At 62.5% G+C, this 19,025-nt stretch carries 14 protein-coding genes and 2 tRNA genes; 9 read left to right on the plus strand and 7 right to left on the minus strand.

From position 1 onward, the window contains the following. Nucleotides 1-17: 17 nt before the first annotated feature. Complete coding sequence (locus MKD49_RS16430) at nucleotides 18-563, minus strand: VOC family protein (RefSeq protein ID WP_209568501.1); 546 nt, start codon at nucleotides 561-563, stop codon at nucleotides 18-20. 181 nt (nucleotides 564-744) lie between these two features. Between MKD49_RS16430 and MKD49_RS16435 the strand changes: the two genes are divergently transcribed. After that, nucleotides 745-1,188 carry a MarR family winged helix-turn-helix transcriptional regulator gene (locus tag MKD49_RS16435; RefSeq protein ID WP_252696842.1) on the plus strand — a complete coding sequence of 148 codons (444 nt, stop codon included), beginning with the start codon at nucleotides 745-747 and terminating at the stop codon, nucleotides 1,186-1,188. 93 nt (nucleotides 1,189-1,281) lie between these two features. Continuing rightward, nucleotides 1,282-1,527 (plus strand): hypothetical protein, encoded by a 246-nt coding sequence (locus tag MKD49_RS16440; protein ID WP_121038674.1) that lies wholly within the window; start codon nucleotides 1,282-1,284, stop codon nucleotides 1,525-1,527. Nucleotides 1,528-1,543: 16 nt separating this feature from the next. Here the strand turns inward: MKD49_RS16440 and MKD49_RS16445 are convergent, their stop codons facing one another. Then, nucleotides 1,544-3,103, minus strand: coding sequence for a sensor domain-containing diguanylate cyclase (locus tag MKD49_RS16445; RefSeq protein ID WP_252696843.1), 1,560 nt, complete (start codon nucleotides 3,101-3,103; stop codon nucleotides 1,544-1,546). A gap of 176 nt (nucleotides 3,104-3,279) precedes the next feature. Here MKD49_RS16445 and MKD49_RS16450 point away from each other — a divergent pair, with 176 nt between their 5' ends. Continuing rightward, nucleotides 3,280-3,630, plus strand: coding sequence for a hypothetical protein (locus MKD49_RS16450; protein WP_252696844.1), 351 nt, complete (start codon nucleotides 3,280-3,282; stop codon nucleotides 3,628-3,630). 68 nt (nucleotides 3,631-3,698) lie between these two features. Here MKD49_RS16450 and MKD49_RS16455 read toward each other — a convergent pair whose 3' ends face one another. From MKD49_RS16455 to acs, 3 genes are all read right to left on the minus strand, one after another. Beyond that, nucleotides 3,699-4,376 (minus strand): MgtC/SapB family protein, encoded by a 678-nt coding sequence (locus MKD49_RS16455; protein WP_252696845.1) that lies wholly within the window; start codon nucleotides 4,374-4,376, stop codon nucleotides 3,699-3,701. A gap of 387 nt (nucleotides 4,377-4,763) precedes the next feature. Further along, nucleotides 4,764-4,854, minus strand: a tRNA-Ser gene (locus MKD49_RS16460). 178 nt (nucleotides 4,855-5,032) lie between these two features. Further along, nucleotides 5,033-7,015 carry an acetate--CoA ligase gene (acs, locus tag MKD49_RS16465; RefSeq protein WP_121038665.1) on the minus strand — a complete coding sequence of 661 codons (1,983 nt, stop codon included), beginning with the start codon at nucleotides 7,013-7,015 and terminating at the stop codon, nucleotides 5,033-5,035. Between the two features lie 419 nt (nucleotides 7,016-7,434). Here acs and MKD49_RS16470 point away from each other — a divergent pair, with 419 nt between their 5' ends. From MKD49_RS16470 to MKD49_RS16485, 4 genes are all read left to right on the plus strand, one after another. Beyond that, on the plus strand, nucleotides 7,435-8,046 hold the full coding sequence (locus tag MKD49_RS16470; RefSeq protein ID WP_039786063.1) for a YqhA family protein: 612 nt from the start codon (nucleotides 7,435-7,437) through the stop codon (nucleotides 8,044-8,046). A gap of 31 nt (nucleotides 8,047-8,077) precedes the next feature. Continuing rightward, nucleotides 8,078-9,619: a fumarate hydratase gene (locus MKD49_RS16475; RefSeq protein WP_075257626.1), complete on the plus strand. Its 1,542-nt coding sequence runs from the start codon at nucleotides 8,078-8,080 to the stop codon at nucleotides 9,617-9,619. Between the two features lie 43 nt (nucleotides 9,620-9,662). Continuing rightward, entirely contained in the window at nucleotides 9,663-10,556 is an 894-nt protein-coding gene (murI, locus tag MKD49_RS16480) for a glutamate racemase (protein ID WP_252696846.1), read from the plus strand. A 137-nt stretch (nucleotides 10,557-10,693) separates the two neighbouring features. Next, nucleotides 10,694-10,769, plus strand: a tRNA-His gene (locus tag MKD49_RS16485). A 118-nt stretch (nucleotides 10,770-10,887) separates the two neighbouring features. Here the strand turns inward: MKD49_RS16485 and MKD49_RS16490 are convergent. Both MKD49_RS16490 and MKD49_RS16495 read right to left on the minus strand, forming a co-directional pair. After that, complete coding sequence (locus tag MKD49_RS16490) at nucleotides 10,888-11,553, minus strand: response regulator transcription factor (RefSeq protein ID WP_039786075.1); 666 nt, start codon at nucleotides 11,551-11,553, stop codon at nucleotides 10,888-10,890. Nucleotides 11,554-11,963: 410 nt separating this feature from the next. After that, nucleotides 11,964-12,773 carry an FAD-binding oxidoreductase gene (locus MKD49_RS16495; protein WP_252696847.1) on the minus strand — a complete coding sequence of 270 codons (810 nt, stop codon included), beginning with the start codon at nucleotides 12,771-12,773 and terminating at the stop codon, nucleotides 11,964-11,966. Nucleotides 12,774-13,096: 323 nt separating this feature from the next. On the opposite strand from MKD49_RS16495, the gene MKD49_RS16500 reads away from it, so the two are divergent. Then, a complete protein-coding gene (locus tag MKD49_RS16500) occupies nucleotides 13,097-14,872 on the plus strand; it encodes an autotransporter assembly complex family protein (RefSeq protein ID WP_252696848.1) in 1,776 nt (591 codons plus the stop codon). A gap of 57 nt (nucleotides 14,873-14,929) precedes the next feature. Beyond that, a complete protein-coding gene (locus tag MKD49_RS16505) occupies nucleotides 14,930-18,955 on the plus strand; it encodes a translocation/assembly module TamB domain-containing protein (RefSeq protein ID WP_252696849.1) in 4,026 nt (1,341 codons plus the stop codon). Nucleotides 18,956-19,025 lie beyond the last annotated feature (70 nt).

Here is a 19,025-nt window from a genome sequence, read left to right on the forward strand (position 1 = left end):
GTCAATTTTTTATCGGATCAGTGACCGGCTGCCGTGAATTCCTGCACATGCATCCAGGCGGCATGTTTCGGTGCGCGGCGGGTGCGTGACCATTCGTCCAGCATGTCCCATTTGACTTCGTCCAGCCGCTGCAGCTGCTGCGGACTGGCGCAATCGGCAGCAAGTTCGACGCGGTGGCCGCTGGGATCGAAGAAATAGATGGATTTGAAGATGGTGTGATCGGTGATGCCCACCACCTCGATGCCATCGGCCTGCAGACGCTGCATGACCTCCCTGAGGGTGGCCTCGCTGTCCACCTTGAAGGCAATGTGCTGCACCCAGGCCGGGGTATTGGAGTCGCGCCCCATGGGCGGTGAATTAGGGATCTCGAAGAAGGCCAGCACATTGCCCTGCCCGGCATCGAGGAAGATGTGCATGTAGGGATCGGGGGCCTTGGTCGAGGGTACCTGGTCTTCGGCGATGGCCAGGATGAAATCCATGTTCAGATATTTCTGGTACCAGAGCACGGTTTCTCTGGCGTCCTTGCAGCGGTAGGCAACGTGATGGATGCGATCGATCTTCATGGCAGTCTCCTTGAGGGCTTCGTCTTTGTGTTTGAATTAGTAACGGTTGTTACTATATTGACGAGGCTCGCTCAGGGTCAACGTGCGGCAGGGGCAGGAAGGTCCTCGCGTGCAGGGTCATTGATGTGGATCAAGCGTGCTGCTGCCGTGTCGACTTGGTAACGTCTGTTACCATGTCGGAATGAAACTGCAAGATTTTTTCCCCTATCAACTGGCCCAGCTGGCCGAGGCGGTGAGCCGTTCGGTGGCAGAGGTCTATGCCGATCGCTTCGGCCTGAGCCGCGACGAATGGCGCATCCTGGCGGCCCTGGCCGAAGAGGGCCAGATGCAGGCCAGTGATCTGGTGCCCCATACCTCACTGGACAAGATGCAGGTCAGCCGTGCGCTGGCGCGCATGGAACAGGATGGCCTGGTGCTGCGGCAGCCCAGCCCGGATGACGCCCGCGCGCGCATCGTCAAGCCCACGGCGCAGGGACGCAAGCTGTACAGCAAGATCGTGCCGGTGGTGGAAGAGCGCGAAGCCCATCTCCTGCAAGCTCTGAGCTGCAGCGAACGCGAGGCCTTGATGCGCGCCATGGAAAAGATCCGGAAACGCGCCTTGCGCGTGATGGACGACGCCGATTGAGGCTTGTCGGTGCCTGGCTGACGCCATTGTGCGGGGGACTCCGATAACGCGATGCAAGCGAACGGTCTACCTTGTGATTTCAAGGAGACCACCATGAACCAGCCTGACCATACTGACCGGCATGACATTGAACGTGACGAGAACCAGCCACGACGTCCCAAGGAAGGGGCCACGCAGACCCATTTCGAGAAAGAGCCCGAGGGCCATGAAGGTACGCTAGGTGGACAGCCGCCACTGAACGCCCCGGCCGGCATCCAGCGCATGGGACGGGGAGGCGTGCTGGTGGAGAAAAGCCCGAATGCCGCCGACGATGAGCGGCAAGAGCAGAAGCCGGAGTAAGGTTCTACCTTCCTGACTAGGCCGACCAGGCCAGCATCGGTTTCCGGCCGATGAATTCGCGGAAGACTGCCCGGTCACGCCCCGTGTCCTTGGCTTGGTAGAGCGCCTTGTCGGCGTTTTCGATCAGTTCGCGCGGTTGATAGGAGAAGCCCTCCGCAGACGTGATGGATGTGATGCCGATGCTGACCGTGACCCGGCCCTTGTCGCTCCTCGCGTGCGGAATGCCCATGGCCCTCACGGCCGCACCAATTCGTTCCGCCACCACGAGGGCACCGGCACTGCCACATTCCGGCAGCAGTACGGAAAATTCTTCGCCACCGTAACGCGCCACCGTATCAATCTCGCGCTGTGCCGCCCCGGAGATGGCCGCGGCGATGTTGCGCAGGCAGACATCGCCCACCACGTGGCCATAGTGATCGTTGTATTGCTTGAAGTGATCGACATCGATCATGAGCAGTGAGAACGCCCCGCCCACGCGCGCGAAACGCGCCGCTTCCGCCTCCAGCAATTCATCGAAATGACGGCGATTGATGGCACCGGTCAGACCGTCACGGCGCGACTGTTTCTGCAGCAATTCGAACATGGTTTCCAGCTCGGCTTGTGCCCGCACTGCTTCGGCTTGCGCGCGCTCCCTCAGTGCTACCTGCGCGACCATCTTGTTGCCGCCGTACCAGATGGCCAACAGCAGCAAGGCAATGCCCAGTGCACGCACCATGATGTGCCGTGTCCAGCTCTGCAGGATCTCCTCCTTCGATACGCCGACGATGACGAAGAGCGGGTAATTGCTGAGATGCTTGAAGCCGTTGATGCGCAGAACCCCATCCTGCGTGGAGCGCAGCTCGACCACTCCCTGGTCCTGCAGCTTGACGTATTGCTGGATCAGGGGGGATTGCGCGAGTGACTTGCCCATGGAGTCCGGGCGCAGCGGCCGCCGATAGAGAATGGTGGCGTCGTTGGCACCGAACAGCACGACGCCTTGCTGGCCGATATCGAACTTCTGATAGAAGCGCTCGAAGAACTGGATGTCCAGCGTGGCCAGGACGACGCCGCCAAACGAGCCATCGGGCTTGTTGACGCGGCGGCTCATGGTGAGCACCCAGTGGCCGGTGGACTTGCTGCGGATGGGCTTGCCGATGAAGGGAGAATCGAGGCGATTGGCCTGATGGTGACGGAAATAATCACGGTCGCTGTTGTTGAAGCGCGTTTCCAGGACCGGCTGCGAAGAGGCCAGCCACTTCCCTTTTTCGTCATAGATGAACAGGCCTGCCAGTTGCGGTACCTCGCCGACGGTTCGCACCAGAAAGTTGTGCAGCCGCTCATTGCCGGCCACGGCGAGCGGCTTGCCCGGTACCTGCTCCATCACGGCCTTGAGGACGATGTCGACCTCGTCCAGCGCCTGGTCGGCGTGCTGGGACAGCGCCAGCGCCATGTTGGCGGTGGAGCGGAAGGATTCCTCCATCTCGGCCGTGTGTTCATGCCAGCTGGTCCAGGCTTCCAGAATGAGGATGATGATGCAGACGGCGGCCACGAAGCCCTTGGCCGCTCTGGACGCCACCTTGATCGGACACGCTTGCATGGTTCTCCCCTGAACGGTGACGTCTCGTGATGCCATTATTGTTCGCACCGGCAGGCCTCGCCATCAGAGATTGCCTGAGAAGAGACGGGCCGTCTCCCGCTTGATGAGAAGGCGGGTCAGGATTATCCCGATGGTGTTGCGTCAACAAAGCGCGGTAAGGTCTGGGCAGAGGAGAAATGATGCTAAACAGTTTTGCAGAGGATATCGCTGGCAGATATGTATTGATCGTCAGGAAACTGGCCGAGATGGCCGGGGCCAATCTGATCGTCGGTGACCTCATCCGTTCGGCCACCCGCAATTGTCTGGTGGCGATGCATGCAGCCGGCTCGGAATCCCACGAGATCCGGCACTACCTGGGGGCCTTGATCGCCGCGCAGACGAGTTCCCCGGCCAGCTGCAACATGCGCTCGGTGGCAGCATGGATCAGTGCCAGAAACCATATGGAATTTCTGCTGTTCATTGAGGAACGTGAAGCTCTGATGCACAGCGCCGGGCTCACGTCCAGCGATGACGTTACGCTTCATTGAGATTGAAATCCCGATGGCACGAGGGTCTCACCAAGGTGGCGCGGCCACGTTGAAACGTTAGCGAACGCCTATTCGTCCGTGTGGTGGAAAGATTGCACGCCTTCGCGTTGCATGAGGGTCTGCATCACCTTGTTGAACTCGCGTTCCGGGAGGCGGCTGAAAATGATGAAGACCTCGTCGTAGCGCTCATCCTCGGCGCGCTTGACGGCGAATTTGCTCACGCGCGTGGCTGCATTGCCCAGCAAGGCGGGAAGATGGCTTATGTTGATGGTATCGGCCAGCACCAGCAGGCGGATGCCACGTTTTTGCTTGTCTGCGAAAAAGCGCCGCTCCAATGGCTTGATGCCCGCCAGGATGATGAGCACGATGGAGGTACCGGTTACTGCCGCGACGTACATTCCGCCACCGACCGCCAGCCCGATGGCAGCCACCGTCCACAGGCTGGCCGCCGTGGTCAGGCCGCGGATGATTTCCCCGCGCAGCAGAATCGAGCCGGCACCGAGAAAGCCGATGCCCGACACCACCTGGGCCGCCATGCGTGAGGGATCGAGCACGACCTTGTCGGATTCCAGAATATGCGCAAAGCCGTAGGCCGAGACCAGCATGATGAGCGTGGAACCGACGCTCACCAGCATGTGGGTGCGCAAGCCTGCAGCCCAAGACAAACGTTCACGTTCAATGCCGATCAGGCTCCCAAGCACGGCTGAGACACTCAGTCTCAGGATGACGTCGGTTGCTGAGATCATTTCTTGCTCCTGTTGAAGAGATGGCGGATGAGCTTCTCCGGCTTCGCCGACCAGTCTTTAAAAATTATTTATATCATTTATTTCAAATGCGTGTTTTTGCAGCCCGGGGAAGTATCGGCCATCGTTGTTACATGCGATCTTAAACTCAAGGGCTGAATATTCATCCAACGAGGGGATTTGATCATTGGTGGCGATGGTCAGTCGCGATACATTTGCCCTCGGAATAGTAGCCATATCTGAGTACACGATCAGTCCTCGGAACTGAAAGTTGTGTCGCCAAAGGTGCTGCATAACCTTTGAAATAGGCGGAAGAGCTCAATGTTTAGGGGGCGTCGAGAATTCCGGGCATAAAAAAAACCCGCTGACGTATCAGCGGGTTTTTCATTGTGGCGGAGAGGGGGGGATTCGAACCCCCGATAGGCTATGAACCTATACACGCTTTCCAGGCGTGCGACTTAAACCACTCATCCACCTCTCCTGGATTCGGGTTCGCGTTCAGCGAAGCCATGCATTATAGCAAGCTTCTCGCCGAAGCCAAGTCTTTTCTGCATCTTTTTCAAAAAGACCATGAAAAAACCAGCAGGACCCGGCGTCCATACGACAACGCCCCGCCCTGCCGGCTAGCCTGTCACCGCCTTGCAGCGGCGGCTTCAGGCTTACTGCGCTTCTTTCAGCTGATCCAGGATGGCCGGATTTTCCAGCGTGGAAACGTCCTGGGTGATCGCCTCGCCCTTGGCCAGCACGCGCAACAAACGACGCATGATCTTGCCGGAGCGCGTCTTGGGCAGGTTGTCGCCGAAGCGGATTTCCTTGGGCTTGGCGATGGGGCCGATTTCCTTGGCCACCCAGTCGCGCAATTCCTTGGCGATCTGCTTGGCTTCTTCACCGGTCGGGCGCGGACGCTTCAACACCACGAAGGCGCAGATCGATTCGCCGGTGGTTTCATCCGGCTTGCCCACCACGGCCGCTTCAGCCACGATGCTGTTGGCCACCAGCGCCGATTCGATTTCCATGGTGCCCATGCGGTGACCCGACACGTTGAGCACATCATCGATACGGCCGGTGATGGTGAAGTAGCCGGTCTCCTTGTTGCGCACCGCGCCGTCGCCGGCGAGGTAGATGTTGCCACCCAGTTCTTCCGGGAAGTAACTCTTCTTGAAGCGTTCCGGATCGTTCCAGATGGTGCGGATCATCGACGGCCACGGACGCTTGACCACCAGGATGCCGCCATTGCCGTTGGGGATGTCGTTGCCGGTCTCGTCGACGATGGCCGCCGTGATGCCCGGCAGCGGCAGCGTGCACGAACCCGGCACCTGGGGCGTGGCACCCGGCAGCGGCGAAATCATGTGGCCGCCGGTCTCGGTCTGCCAGAAGGTATCGACGATGGGGCAGTTCTCGCGGCCAACGTTCTTGTAGTACCACATCCAGGCTTCCGGATTGATGGGCTCGCCCACCGAACCGAGGATGCGCAGCGAAGACAGGTCGTATTGCTTGGGATGAACCTTCTCATCCGCATCGGCCGCCTTGATCAGCGAACGGATCGCCGTCGGCGCAGTGTAGAAGATGGTGGCCTTGTGGCGCGCCACCATGTCCCAGAAGCGACCGGCGTTCGGATAGGTCGGCACGCCTTCGAAGACGATCTGGGTCGCCCCCACGGCCAGCGGGCCGTAGGCGATGTAGGTGTGGCCGGTGATCCAGCCGATGTCGGCGGTGCACCAGTAGACATCGTCGGGCTTGATGTCGAAGGTCCACTTCATGGTCAGCACGGCCCACAGCAGGTAGCCCGCCGACGAATGCTGCACGCCCTTGGGCTTGCCGGTGGAACCTGAGGTGTAGAGGATGAACAGCGGATGCTCGGCATCCACCCATTCCGGCTCGCAGGTGTCGGGCTGGTTCGCGACCACGTCGGAGAGCCACAGGTCACGGCCTTCGACCCAGTTGATCTCGGCACCGGCGCGCTTGTAGACCACCACGTGCTTCAGGGTATCGCAGCCGCCCATGGCCAGGGCTTCGTCGACGATCGATTTCAACGGCAGCTGCTTGCCGCCGCGCACCTGGTAGTCGGCGGTCAGCACGGCCACGGCACCGGCATCGATCACGCGTTCGTGCAGGGACTTGGCGGAGAAGCCGCCGAAGACCACCGAGTGCGTCGCGCCGATACGGGCACAGGCCTGCATGGCCGCCACACCTTCCACCGACATGGGCATGTAGATGACCACGCGGTCGCCCTTCTTGATGCCCAGCGATTTGAGGCCATTGGCGAACTGGCAGACCTTCTGGTGCAGTTCGCGATAGGACACGCGGGTCACCTTGCCGTCGTCGGCTTCGAAGATGACGGCGGTCTTGTCGGCATTGCCGTTTTCCAGGTTGACGTCCAGGCAGTTGTACGAGACGTTCACCTGGCCATCGGCGAACCACTTGTAGAACGGGGCGTTGGATTCATCCAGGGTCTGGGTGAAGGGCTTGTGCCAGTTGAGGTTGTCCTTGGCCAGCTTGGCCCAGGTACCTTCGTAGTCTTTCTCGAATTCGGCGTTCAGGGCCTGGTAGGCGTCCATGCCCGAAATGGCGGCGTGACGGGCCAGCTCGGCCGGGGGTGCGAATACGCGGTTCTCTTGCTTGAATGTCTCGATGTCTGCCACGGTAGTCTCCAGTAGGTTTGTTTTTGCTTTCCGCAAAACATAGGCCGTTTCACTTACTCAGTCCTTACACAAGCAGCGCCCCTGTCGGGCGGGAGGCCGCTTGCATCAGGGCTGGGACAGCGATGCCTGCACCCTTGCGCCAACCCGGGCAGGACCGCACCCGGCTGGCTCCATGGACGCAGACCTTCATATCGCTGCGATGTTCTCTGATGTTCAAGACAACATATTGGCATTCTGGCACAGGTCGATGTTTCCCGCAGGCACTGCGCACGCGGGATGCAGGGCAGGCCCCGGAAATGGGCCAAGGGCGTGTAGAATACGGCCCCAAATCCGGAGCCGGACAGTGAACGCAAACGCAGCTGCAGCGGCGCACCGGATATCGTCATCCTCAGCCAGAATCACGCGTAGCACGGACACCCATGAAAAACTCGTCGCCCCAGCCTCCCCGCAAGATCGGCATCCTGCCCAACCTGATTTTCATGAGCCGCTGGCTGCAGCTGCCGCTCTACCTGGGCCTGATCCTGGCGCAGTGCGTCTACGTGTATCACTTCTGGGTCGAGCTGGTGGACCTGATCGGCGCGGCCATGGGCAGCGCCAGTTCGCTGGACCACATTCTGGATGCGGTCGCCATTCCCGGCGCCACCCGCCCCGAGAAGCTCAATGAACAAACCATCATGCTGGTGGTATTGGCCTTGATCGACGTGGTGATGATTTCCAACCTGCTGATCATGGTGATCGTGGGCGGATATGAAACCTTCGTCTCGCGCATGAACCTGGAAGGCCATCCGGACCAGCCCGAGTGGCTCTCGCATGTGAACGCTTCTGTCCTGAAGGTCAAGCTGGCCACGGCCATCATCGGGATCTCGTCGATCCACCTGCTCAAAACCTTCATCAATGCCAATCTGTATGACGCCAAGACGCTCATCGCCCAGACCGGCATCCATATCGCTTTCCTCTTGTCGGCCATGGCCATCGCGTATTGCGACCGGCTGATGGTGCATCCTTCCGAACCCTCCGACAAGCCGCACTGACTTTGCCTCATCCAAACCGAGAGAACCAGCCATGACCATCATCAAGCAAGACGATCTCATCGAATCCGTCGCCGCCGCGCTGCAGTACATCAGCTACTACCATCCGGCCGATTACATCCAGCATCTGGCGCGCGCCTACGAGACCGAGCAGAGCCCGGCCGCCAAGGATGCGATCGCCCAGATCCTGACCAACTCGCGCATGTGCGCCGAGGGCAAGCGCCCGATCTGCCAGGACACCGGCATCGTCAACGTGTTCCTGAAGATCGGCATGGGCGTGCGCTTCGAGGGCTTCTCGGGCTCGATTGCCGACGCCGTCAACGAAGGCGTGCGCCGTGGCTACTCGCACCCGGACAACGTGCTGCGCGCCTCCATCGTGGCCGACCCGCAATTCGAGCGCAAGAACACCAAGGACAACACCCCGGCCGTGATCCACATGGAACTGGTGCCGGGCAACACCGTGGACGTGCAGATTGCCGCCAAGGGCGGTGGCTCCGAGAACAAGACCAAGTTCGTCATGCTCAACCCCTCCGACAACCTGGTGGACTGGGTCCTCAAGACGGTCCCGACCATGGGCGCCGGCTGGTGCCCGCCGGGCATGCTGGGCATCGGTATCGGCGGCACGGCCGAGAAGGCCATGCTGATGGCCAAGGAAGTGCTGATGGAAGACATCGACATGTACGAGCTCCTGAAGCGCGGCCCGCAGAACAAGACCGAAGAGCTGCGGATCGAGCTCTATGAGAAGGTCAATGCACTGGGCATCGGCGCACAGGGCCTGGGCGGCCTGACCACCGTGCTGGATGTGAAGATCATGATGCACCCGACCCACGCGGCTTCCAAGCCCGTGGCGATGATCCCCAACTGTGCCGCGACCCGTCACGGCCACTTCGTGCTGGATGGTTCGGGCCCGGCCTACATGGAACCGCCGTCGCTGTCGGATTGGCCGGAAGTGCACTGGGTGGCCGACACCGAGAAGTCCAAGCGCGTCAACCTGGACACCCTGACCAAGGAAGAAGTCGCCTCCTGGAAGCCGGGCCAGACCCTGCTCTTGAACGGCAAGATGCTGACCGGCCGCGATGCCGCCCACAAGCGCATCCAGGACATGCTGGCCAAGGGCGAGAAGCTGCCGGTGGACTTCACCAATCGCGTGATCTACTACGTCGGCCCGGTCGATCCGGTGCGCGACGAAGTGGTGGGTCCGGCTGGCCCGACCACCGCCACCCGCATGGACAAGTTCACCGACATGATGCTGGAGCAGACCGGCCTGATCTCCATGATCGGCAAGTCCGAGCGCGGCCCGGCCGCCATCGAGGCGATCAAGAAGCACAAGTCGGCCTACCTGATGGCCGTGGGTGGTTCGGCCTACCTGGTGTCCAAGGCGATCAAGTCGGCCAAGGTGCTGGGCTTTGCCGACCTGGGCATGGAAGCGATCTACGAGTTCGACGTCAAGGACATGCCGGTGACGGTGGCCGTGGACGCCAACGGCATCTCGGTGCACAACACCGGGCCGGCCGAATGGAAGGAAAAGATCGCCCAGAGCGTGTCCCTGTCCAAGATTCCCGTCACCACGGCCTGATTCGATACCAGGCCGAGCCCGTTGCAGGAGCGCGCGCAGCACCATGAATGAAGCCGTCAAGCAGGTCAGTGCGCCTTCTGCCGCCGGGTCCGACAGCACTAGCCCGATGCCGGCCGCAGCCAACGCTGCGGTCGGCATTTTCGATTCCGGTATCGGCGGCTTGTCGGTGCTGCGGCACATTCATTCCACCCTGCCCCGTGAACAGCTGATCTACTTCGCCGACTCCGGCTATGCACCCTATGGTGACAAGACCGAGGCACAGATCGTGGAGCGCTCGCTGACCATCGCGTCCTTCTTGCTGGAGCAGGGAATCAAGGCCCTGGTGGTGGCCTGCAACACGGCTACGGCGGCGGCCATCCAGGCGATACGCGCGCGCTGGCCACAACTGGTCGTGGTAGGCATCGAACCCGGCCTCAAGCCTGCCGCGCAGCAAACCCGCAGCGGCACCGTCGGCGTGCTGGCCACCCGCAGCACGCTGGCCAGCCAGCGCTTTGCCTTGCTGCAGCAGCAGATGGAAGCCCGGTATCAGGTGCGCTACCTGCCCCAGGCTTGCGTGGGGCTGGTGGACCTGATCGAGAAAGGCGAACTGTATTCGCCGGCCACGGTGCAATTGCTGGAGCGCTACCTGGGTCCGCTGCTGGAACAAGGGGCCGATACGCTGGTACTGGGCTGCACCCACTACCCCTTCGTGCGACCAGCCATCGAAAGCGTCTGCCAGCGCCTGGCGGGCGGCGTTCCCGACATCATCGATACCGGCCAGGCCGTGACCCGGCAGTTGCAACGCCTGCTGGCCACCGAAGGCCTGGAAGCGCAAGCAGCGACCGGTTCGCTGGCGGGCTTTACCACGGCCAGCCGCTCGACGCTGGAACAGGCTTTCCGGGGACTGCTCAAGCTTGATCCGCCGGTGCAGGCCTTGCAGCCGCAAACGGGCGGCTGACGCGGATAGGTAGGGCTGCGGAAAGAAATTTCAGGGCAATTGCCAATTTGCATTGAAATATGTTGCCATTCCCTGCAAGTGTTTGTATAATCTTTTGCTTACTTGATGACGGACGCAAGTCTGTCTGACAGTCGACGGTGGCTGTAGCTCAGTTGGTAGAGTCCAGGATTGTGATTCCTGTCGTCGTGGGTTCGAGTCCCATCAGCCACCCCAAAGATTCATGCAAAAAGCCCGGTCCTGGTGACCGGGCTTTTTGTTTTGGCGCGCTGTATGTGCGTCTGGCTGCTCTCTGCCAAGCCGGCACCCCTGCGGTGCCGGGAGGCCGCAGACCTCAGTTGATCATCCCCGTCGAATACGCATACTTGATCAGTTCAGCATCCGTACTCAGGCCCAGCTTGCGCATGGCATTGTTCTTGTGGGTACTGATGGTGCTGGGCGTACGCGACAGGCGCACGCAGATTTCACCCAGAGACTGGCCTTCCACGAACAGGCGCACTACTTCCAGTTCGCTCTGGGTCAGCTCGCGCACCAGGCCGAAACCTTCACCCTGCGCCCAGCTCATCTCCAGCTCGCCACGCAGCGAGACCGGAAAATACAGCTGCTTGCTGCTCTGCGTGGCCAGGCAGGCGTTGATCAGCTCGTCGGTCTTCTCACGCTTGTTGATGACGGCAAATACGCCCATGCGATACAGGCGGCGGATCACCGCACCATTGTTCATCGCGGTGTAGACAATCACCTTGGTCGACGGATGCTCGGTCTTCAAGCGCTTGACCAGCGCAAAACCATCCGACTCGTCGCTGTCATCGGCCGGCATGGCGAAGTCGGTAATGACGATTTCGCACGGCGAACGCTTCAGCGCACTGATCAGCGCCTCGCCATTCTCAACCTCCAGGTCGATGCGGATTTCCGGCAAACGCGCCAGCTCACCCCGAAGCGCTCCCAGCACGATGGGATGATCATCGGCAATGGCAACGTGCAGGACTTTCTTCAAATTCATGCTACCCCCAAATGGTTCAATTGACTGACAGGTGGCGACGCCGCGACATCATTGCCCTCGCTCATCCTCCCCTGGTTCGCCTCGACTTGCGGCCCTCGATTTGTCTGCATCGATGTCGACTCCCCCGCCCAGGGCGATGCCGCAACGGCATCGCGAAAAATTCCACTCCTAGGAGATAGAGAAAATCTGGAGAAAATAGAAAGGAAACTGCGTTATTCCCACAAAAAATCGAATAAATTCGACGTGTCAATAGAAACTATTCTATCTACGGCTTATAGCGGAGATATCTAAAAGATATTTATTGAAAGGCTCGACATCGTTTGAAGTCCACCTGCGTTTTCACGCACCCTCTTCTTCGATGTCTCACCTGTCTCACTCGCTTCAGTTGCTTCACCTGTCACAGCGCAATCTCACCAATAATCCTCGGTCACGAACTGTCCGCCCCCGGTGCGCCGCAAGGGCGTCATGCCGCGCTCGCGCAGCAGCTCACGCACCTCGGTGACCATGTCCGGATTGCCGCAGGCCATCACGCGGCTGTGTTCGGCTGCCAGGGTCAGTCCGCTGGCCTGTTCAAGCCGGCCGTCCTTGAGCAGGGTAGTGATGCGCCCTGCCAGCCAGCCCGGCTCGCCCGGCAGAGCGGGATCACGCGTCACGCAACGCAGCAGCTGCAGGCGCGCCGGCCACCCTTGCGCACGGGCCTGTTGCTGCAGGCGGGCGAAGGTCTCGGCGTAGGCCAGTTCCTCGCGCTGGCGCACCCCGTGCACCACCACCAGATCGCTGAACCGCTGCCATACCTCCGGCTGCTGCAGGATAGCGACATAAGGCCCCAGCCCGGTACCGGTGGCCAGCATCCACACCTGCCGGCCATCAACGAAACGGTCGGCCGTCATGAAGCCATAACTGAGCTTCTCGACCCAGACGGCATCGCCCGGCTGGAGCTGGTTCAGGCGCGATGTGAATTTTCCTTCAGGGACGATGATGGCGTAGTACTCCAGATAGTCGTCGCCTTCCGCCGAGGTGATGGAATAGGCACGCGAGACCACCTCGCCGTCGATCTCCAGTCCCAGGCGCGCGAACTGGCCTGCCGTGAAACGATAGCCGGCCGGGCGCGTGGTGCGGAAGCTCAACAGCTTGTCGGTCCAGCGATGCACCCATATCAGGCGCTCACAGGTCGCCTTTTCCGAATACGCATCAATACTCACACTGACACTGCTGCTCACTGCATTCTCCTTCGATGTGCTGCCAGATTGCCCGCGCGGCAACCACTGCCGGGGCATTACAATAGCGGGATGAACAGGAGCGAGGGCCATCCAGCCCTTGCTCCGGCACGACCGCAAGCGGCGGGGCAACGAACCAGTGTCACGAGAGACACGCGGGACGACCCGGACAGGAAGCTTTCGCCGCCTGCACCGGCCAGGAACTATCCGCGCCGCGCGCGGGTCAGGCCTCAGTGGCGTGCGCCGCCAGCCCTCATCCTACCCGACTTGCCCCACGGCGCGTCAGGCTGGCCGCCTCAACCGACAACCGATGATGCAGTGAATCAATGACTTGGACCCGCAGCCTGGCCATCGCCTTTTTATTTTGCGCCGCCGACACCGCCCACGCCGCCTACAAGGTACAGATCGACGCGCCCAAGCCGGTGCAGTCGCTGCTGAAGGATTTCCTCGATATTTCGCGCTACCAGGACCGCGACGACATCAGTGATGAACAGCTCAAGTTCATGATGGATACCGCCGGCGACCAGGTGCGCGAACTGACCTCCACCGAGGGTTATTTCACCCCGGTCACGAAGGTCAGCGCGCAGACCGAGGCCGGTTCCGAAGGCAAGCAGGCCGTACGCCGCATCACCATCAGCGTCGACCCCGGTCCACGCACCGAGATCAGTTCGGCCGAGGTCAGCGTCTCCGGCGTGGCCGCCCGTGACGATCAGGCGACCGTGGCCCGCCTGCGCGAGGATTGGTCGCTGCCCGTGGGCCAGCCCTTCCGCCAGGAAGACTGGAACCGTGCCAAGAACGCCGGCCTGGAAAAGCTGCAGCAAAAGAAATACGCCGCCGCCCGCATCGCCAGCTCCGAGGCGCGTGTCGATCCGGACGAACACCAGGCCGACCTGGCCGTGCGCTATGACAGCGGCCCGGCGTTCACGCTGGGCCCCTTGCAGATCACCGGCACGCGGCGCTATCCGGAAAGCATCATCCGCAACGTCAATCCGCTCACCGTGGGCGAGCCCTATGACGTCAATCGTCTGCTGGCCCTGCAGCGGCAGATCCAGAACACGCCGTATTTTTCCAATGCCATCGTGGCCATCGATGACGATCCCGAGCATCCCGAGCAAACGCCGGTGAAGGTGCAGGTCACCGAATTCCCGACCCAGCGCGTGCGTGCCGGTGTCGGCTACAGCACCGATACCGGTGCCCAGGTCGAAGGCCGCTATTCGCACTACAACGTGTTCAACAAGGCCTACGTTTTCGACAGCCAGCTGCGTTTGGAGCAGAAGCGCCAGTACGGCGTGCTGTCGCTGGCCATGCCGCCGGATGACAAGGCCTTCGTCAACAGCATCAACACTTCTTACGACCGTACCAAGCTCGAAGGCATCGACCTGCGCAGCCAGCAGGTCGGTTTCAAGCGGGCCCGCAACAGCGAGAACTACGACACCACCTACTCGCTCACCTACTACCGCGACGAGCTGAGCCAGGAAGATGGCAGCACCCTGCCCGCCAACACCATCGTCACGCCCGGCAAGCACCGTGCGCTGGTGCCGGGCTTCGCGTGGTCGCGCCGCAATGTGGATGATCCGATCTTCCCGCGTAAAGGCAATCTGCTGACGCTGGAAGCCGGCTTCGCGCTCAAGGGCTTGCTGACCGACCAAAGCTTCTCGCGGCTGTATGGGCGTTTCAAGCAGTTCCTCCCGGTCGGCAAGCGCGACATCGTGGTGCTGCGCGCCGAGCTGGGCGGGGTCTTCACCGCAGGCAGTGCCGGCGCGGTACCGCCCTCGCTGCTGTTCCGTACCGGCGGCAATGACTCGGTGCGCGGCTACAGCTACCAGAGCATCGGCAACGAGCAGAACGGCACCGTCTACCCGACCAAGTACCTGGCCGTGGGCAGCTCGGAATACCAGCGCTGGTTCAGCGAGAACTGGGGCGCGGCGGTGTTCTACGACGTCGGTGCCGCGGCCGACAACTGGAACAACAAGACCTTCTATCACGGGGTCGGCACCGGCGCGCGCTGGCGCAGCCCGGTCGGCACGCTCAATCTGGACCTGGCCTATGGCATCCAGAAGCGCCAGATCCGGCCGCACATTTCGCTGGGCATCGCCTTCTAGCGCCCGGGCAGCATCCGCGCCGCCTCCCGATGAACTGAATTCGAATCACCCACCAGCATGAGCGAACCGCAACACGATCCGCAGCAAGCCCCCTCCGCACCGCCGCCGCGCCGTCGCGCCAGCCGCGGCCGCCGTATCGCCGCCTGGAGCGGTGGCACCATGGCCCTGCTGGTGCTGGCCGCCGCCGGTGCCGCCCTGTATGCCACCCATACCGAGAGCGGTGCCCGCCTGCTCTGGAATACCGCCGTCAAGACGCTCGACGGCAAACTCTCCGGCCAATTGCTGGGCGGTACCGTGGCCGACGGTCTGCGTCTGCGCGATCTGCATTACCAGGATGAGAAGCGCATCCTCGACATCGACAGCGTGGATGCGCGCTGGCATCTGGCGCTGCTGCAACGCAGATTCAGTATCGATTACCTGCGCGTGGGCAAGGTGCGCCTGAACCAGCAACCCTCGCCGTCAGAACCGAGCAGCATGCCGGGCTCGCTGGAGATCCCGCTGGCACTGGACATCCGCGAGATCAGTCTGGCCAGTCTCAGCCTGACCCAGGGCACCTCCACCACCGAACTCTCCAAACTGAAATTGCACGGCAACTCCGACGGCGTGCAGCACACGCTGGTGCTGGACAGCCTCACCACGCCGTTCGGTGACGCCACCGCCCTGCTGCACCTGAACGGCAAGCAGCCCTTCGCCATCGGCGGCGGGCTGGAACTGGCCGGTGCCTACCAATATGGCGAAAGCCAAGAGCAATACCAGCTGGCCGCGCAACTGTCGGGCTCGCTGCAGGAACTGGGCATCGCGCTCACCGCCGGCGGCGACAAGCTCAAGGGCCATGCCGACATCGTCGCCACGCCCTTTGCCAGCGTGCCGCTCAAACGCGCCAAGGTGGACCTGCAACACCTCAATCCGCAAGCCTTCAACGCCGCCGCACCAGCCGCCGACCTGAACCTGCGCGCCGACCTCGCGCCGCCCGCCGGGCTGGCCGCCGACGCACCGCTGCAAGTCGCTGGCCGCGTCGAGATCGACAACGCCCGTCCCGGCAGCCTGGACCAGCAACGCCTGCCGCTGCTCTCGGCCAGCGCCGACCTGAAACTGGACCTGCAGCAGCAAACCCTGTCACGGCTGGAGATCCGTCTGCCGCAGCAAGGGCGCATCGAAGGCAGCGGCCAGTTCCGGCCCGGCAGCAGCGAGCCCGGCAAGCAGGAACCGCTGTCCGGACAGTTCAAACTGCGCGTGAGCGATCTGGACCTGAACCAGCTGCATCGCCAGGTGCGCCCGACCCGGCTGTCCGGTCCGGTCGACCTCACGCTCGCTCCCGATGCCCAGCAAGTCCTCCTGACCCTGCAGGACAGCACGCTGAAGCTGCATGTGGACAGCGTGATCGGCCAAGATCGCGTGCAACTGCGCGAAGCCTCGCTGACGGCCGGCAAGTCGCGCCTGGAAACCTCCGGCACGCTGCAGACCGCCGCTGCCATGGAGTACGCCTTCAAGGGCCGCCTGGTGGACTTCGATCCGACCGCCGTGCTGCAGGCAGTGACGCCGCCGCCCGCCAGCACGGGCAAGGGTCGCAAACGTACCGCAGCAGCGGCTTCCAAACCGGTGCCGGCGCGCATCAACATGGATTTCAATGCCGCCGGTGCACTCTCGCCTGAGCTGAAGCTCAAGCTGGGCTTCCGCATCCATGACAGCACCTACGACGCCCTGCCCATGAGCGGCCAGGGCGACATCAACCTGGCCGGCATGCGCCTCTTGCCCAGCCGCGCCAATGTGCAGATCGCCGGCAATACGCTGGATCTGGACGGCAGCTTCGGCAGCACCCGCGACAAGCTCAAGCTCAAGGTCGATGCGCCGCAACTGGCGCGCCTGGGTTATGGCCTGGGCGGGCTGTTGCGGGTGGACGGCATCCTCAGCGGTACGCGCGAACGCCCCAACCTGCTGGCCAGTTTCCAGGCCGAGCAACTGGCCTTCGGCCCGCACAAGCTGCATCACCTGTCCGGCCAGAGCGAGTTGCACAGCAACCTGGCTGCCGGCGTGGCTTCGCCCGACAACCGCCTGGCCCTGAGCCTGGAAGGCGATGGTTACAGCGGCCCGCAAGCCGAACTGGCGCGCCTGTCGCTCAAGCTCGATGGTACCTACGCCAGCCACACGCTGGCCCTGCAAGCCAAGGGCAAGCTAGCTGATCAGGTGCTGGACCTGAACCTGGCCGCGCACGGGAAAGTCACTGAAAAGACCCGTGGCAACTATGGCTGGGCCGGCAGTCTCGACCAGTTCAGCAACCAGGGCTTGCCGCGCATCGCCATGACCAGCCCGCTCACGCTGGACGCCTCGGCCGAGGGCATCGAGGCCGGCAGCACCCGCATCGAGATCGACCGTACCGCGCTGGATCTCAAGCGCCTGTCCTACCGCCAGGGCCGTCTGGCTTCCGCCGGACAGGTACGCGCGCTGGATGTGGGCCGGGTGCTGGAACTGGTACAGCAGTTCACCGGCACGCCGCCACCGGTCAAGACCGACCTGGTGCTGGACAGCGACTGGGACTTCAACCTGGCCGAGACCGCCAGCGGCTATCTGCAGATCGCGCGCAAGTCAGGCGATGTGCGGGTGACCACCAGCGTCGGCGAAGCGGCCATGGGCCTGTCCGAACTGCAGCTGCGCAGCCAGTTCCAGGGCGAGCGCATGAACGTGACCGGCCGCGTCAACGCCGCCCGCATCGGCACGCTGGACCTCGGCGGAGATGTCGGCCTGCGCCGGGTAGAGTCGCTGCTGGCGCTGGCCCCCGAATCGCCGCTCAACCTGAAGGCCAGTCTCGATGTACCGGAACTCAAGCGCGTGGGCGACCTGATCGGTCCGCAAGTGAGCCTCAACGGCAAGCTGGCCGCCAGCCTCAATGCCGGCGGCACGCTGGCGCAGCCGCGCCTGTCCGGGGCCATCAATGGCGACAACCTGGCCGTGACCGAATTCGACCAGGGCATCCAGCTCAAGGATGGCATCGTGCGCATCGTCATGGACAGCAACGTGATCGAACTGCGCCAGATCGAATTCCACGGTGGACGCGGCACCCTGCGCGCCGGCGGCAAGATCCAGCTGGGGGCCGACAATCCCGACCTCAACGCCACCCTCACCGCCGACCACCTGGAACTGTTCGCCAGCCCGGACCGCCAGCTGATGCTCTCCGGCGAAGGCAAGATCAGCAACGTCAACGAACAGTTGCGGGTGGATGGCAAGTTCACCGTGGACCGTGCCCTGTTCGACCTGCCCAAGAGCAGCGCCCCCAAGCTGGGCGATGATGTGGTCATCGTCAGCCGCAGCGGCAAGAACCGCGTCGGTGCGGCGGCCTCCTCGCAACAGAAACTGGAAGCGGCCACCGAAAAACCGGCCAGCAAGTTCGCCCCGGTCATCAACCTGGCGGTCGACCTGGGCAACGACTTCCGCTTCCGCGGCAGCGGCGCAGACCTGCGCTTGCGGGGCGATATGAATGTTCGCAGCGAACCGCTCTTGCCGCTGCGTGCCACGGGCACCATCAACGTGGCCGAGGGCAGTTATGAAGCTTTTGGCACAAAACTCAATATCGAGCGCGGCATCATCAACTTCCAGGGGCCGATCGCCAATCCCAACATCAACATCCTGGCCATGCGCCGCAACCAGGATGTCGAAGCCGGGGTCTCGGTGACCGGCAATGCCAACCAGCCGCGCGTGCAGCTGGTGTCCGAACCCAATGTGCCGGATGACGAAAAACTGTCCTGGATGATGTTCGGCCACGGCACCGACAGCTCCAGCATCGGCCAGCGTACCGCCAGCAGCCAGGCGCTGGCGCTGGTGGGCAACATGGGCGGCAAGCGCATCGCCAAGGATATCGGGCTGGACCAGTTCAGCATCGGCTCCAGCGAATCGGGACTGACGGACGAACAAGTGGTCAACCTGGGCAAGGCCATCACCGAGAAGATCACGCTGGGCTACGAGCAGAGCCTGCAGGGGGCCGCCAGCGTGGCCAAGGCCACCTGGCAGATCTCGCGGCGCTGGTCGGTAGTGGCGCGCGCCGGCACCATCAATGGCCTGAACATCCTCTTCAGCCGCCGTTACGACTGAGGCGGGCACACCACGGCAGCGGGCCACAGGGGCCCCGCTGCCGCACTTGCAGCACGTGGAGGCTTGCCCT

The sequence above is a fragment of the Herbaspirillum sp. WGmk3 genome (assembly GCF_023952535.1).
GTDB lineage: Bacteria > Pseudomonadota > Gammaproteobacteria > Burkholderiales > Burkholderiaceae_D > Herbaspirillum > Herbaspirillum huttiense.

Excerpts from the sequence above, each read along its gene's own strand:
- MKD49_RS16430 (WP_209568501.1), bottom strand. The coding sequence starts at position 563 with ATGAAGATCGATCGCATCCATCACGTTGCCTACCGCTGCAAGGACGCC.
- MKD49_RS16435 (WP_252696842.1), top strand. The coding sequence starts at position 745 with ATGAAACTGCAAGATTTTTTCCCCTATCAACTGGCCCAGCTGGCCGAG.
- MKD49_RS16440 (WP_121038674.1), top strand. The coding sequence starts at position 1,282 with ATGAACCAGCCTGACCATACTGACCGGCATGACATTGAACGTGACGAG.
- MKD49_RS16445 (WP_252696843.1), bottom strand. The coding sequence starts at position 3,103 with ATGCAAGCGTGTCCGATCAAGGTGGCGTCCAGAGCGGCCAAGGGCTTC.
- MKD49_RS16450 (WP_252696844.1), top strand. The coding sequence starts at position 3,280 with ATGATGCTAAACAGTTTTGCAGAGGATATCGCTGGCAGATATGTATTG.
- MKD49_RS16455 (WP_252696845.1), bottom strand. The coding sequence starts at position 4,376 with ATGATCTCAGCAACCGACGTCATCCTGAGACTGAGTGTCTCAGCCGTG.
- MKD49_RS16470 (WP_039786063.1), top strand. The coding sequence starts at position 7,435 with ATGAAAAACTCGTCGCCCCAGCCTCCCCGCAAGATCGGCATCCTGCCC.
- MKD49_RS16475 (WP_075257626.1), top strand. The coding sequence starts at position 8,078 with ATGACCATCATCAAGCAAGACGATCTCATCGAATCCGTCGCCGCCGCG.
- murI (WP_252696846.1), top strand. The coding sequence starts at position 9,663 with ATGAATGAAGCCGTCAAGCAGGTCAGTGCGCCTTCTGCCGCCGGGTCC.
- MKD49_RS16490 (WP_039786075.1), bottom strand. The coding sequence starts at position 11,553 with ATGAATTTGAAGAAAGTCCTGCACGTTGCCATTGCCGATGATCATCCC.
- MKD49_RS16500 (WP_252696848.1), top strand. The coding sequence starts at position 13,097 with ATGACTTGGACCCGCAGCCTGGCCATCGCCTTTTTATTTTGCGCCGCC.
- MKD49_RS16505 (WP_252696849.1), top strand. The coding sequence starts at position 14,930 with ATGAGCGAACCGCAACACGATCCGCAGCAAGCCCCCTCCGCACCGCCG.